The organism is Pseudonocardia sp. ICBG601 (assembly GCF_020496245.1).
The window spans coordinates 1-1,034 of sequence record NZ_JAHLJA010000222.1 but is presented as its reverse complement, the minus strand read 5'-3'; the positions used below and the strand labels follow the sequence as shown (position 1 = coordinate 1,034).

Sequence of the window (1,034 nt, the reverse complement as noted above, 5' to 3'; positions counted from 1 at the left end):
ATGCCCCACAGGTAGGCGCGGCCGATCAGGACCGCGCGGGCCCCGAGCGCGAGCGCCTTGACGACGTCGCCGCCGCGGCCGGATGCCGCCGTCCATCACGACCTCGACCTGGTCCCCGACGGCGTCGACGATCGCGGGCAGCGCCCGGATCGCGGCCGGGGTGCCGTCGAGTGTTTGTTGCCGCCGTGGTTGGACACCGAGATCGCGGTGGCGCCCGCGTCGACGGCGCGGCGGGCGTCGTCGCCGGGGTGCATGATGCCCTTGACCATGAACGGGCCGCCCCACTTCTCGCGGAGCCAGGCGATGTCGTCCCCAGTCGGCAGCGGGTGTGGTCAACACAGACGCCGTAGGCGCCGAAGAAGGTGGGGGGCCTCACCACCGCCGGGGGGCGCCATGTTCGGGGCCTTCAGGTCCGGGATCCTCCCGGACTTCGGCCCAGTCCAGCAGGTAACGCGGCTTGGTGATCATCTCGGGCGCGAACTGCAGCGCGGCTCCTTGACGTCGACCTTCTCCGGGATGGGCGGGCTGCCCAGTCACGGCGGGTGGCGAAGGTCCAGTCGAGGGTCACGATGAGGCCCTTGGCGCGCCCGCCGCCTCGCACGCAGGGCGCGCGCTCGAGGATGTCCTCCTTGGACCCGGCCCAGTAGACCTGGAAGAAGACCTTGTCGTGGACGGCGCAGACGTCCTCGACCGAGCGGGACGCGAACGACGACAGCCCCATGGCCGTCGACACGGTCTGCTCGGGGTTCAGCGGGTTCTGGATGTTGGAGCCTGTGCGCGGCCCGCGCGACGGCGACCTCGCCCTCCGGGTCGACGGCCTGGACGCCGGTCGGCGAGATCAGGCCGGGAGGTCGATCTCCTGGCCCATCACGGTCGTCTTCTGGTCCCGCTGCGGCGGGAGCCCCGCGATGTGCGGGCGGAAGCCGAGCTCGTCGAAGGCGGCGACGTTGTCCGCCAGCGTGATCCCCTGCTCCGCACCGGCGACCAGCGCGTAGTAGACCGACTTCGGCAGGCGCCTGCGCGCCCGTCGCTGC

The 1,034-nt window shown here is 72.1% G+C and carries 2 pseudogenes; both read right to left on the bottom strand.

Going from position 1 to position 1,034, the window contains the following annotated elements:
• A pseudogene (locus KPL57_RS73545) lies at positions 1-44 on the bottom strand (hypothetical protein); the annotation flags it as partial.
• A 362-nt stretch (positions 45-406) separates the two neighbouring features.
• Positions 407-964: pseudogene (locus KPL57_RS68840) on the bottom strand (alpha-hydroxy-acid oxidizing protein).
• Positions 965-1,034 lie beyond the last annotated feature (70 nt).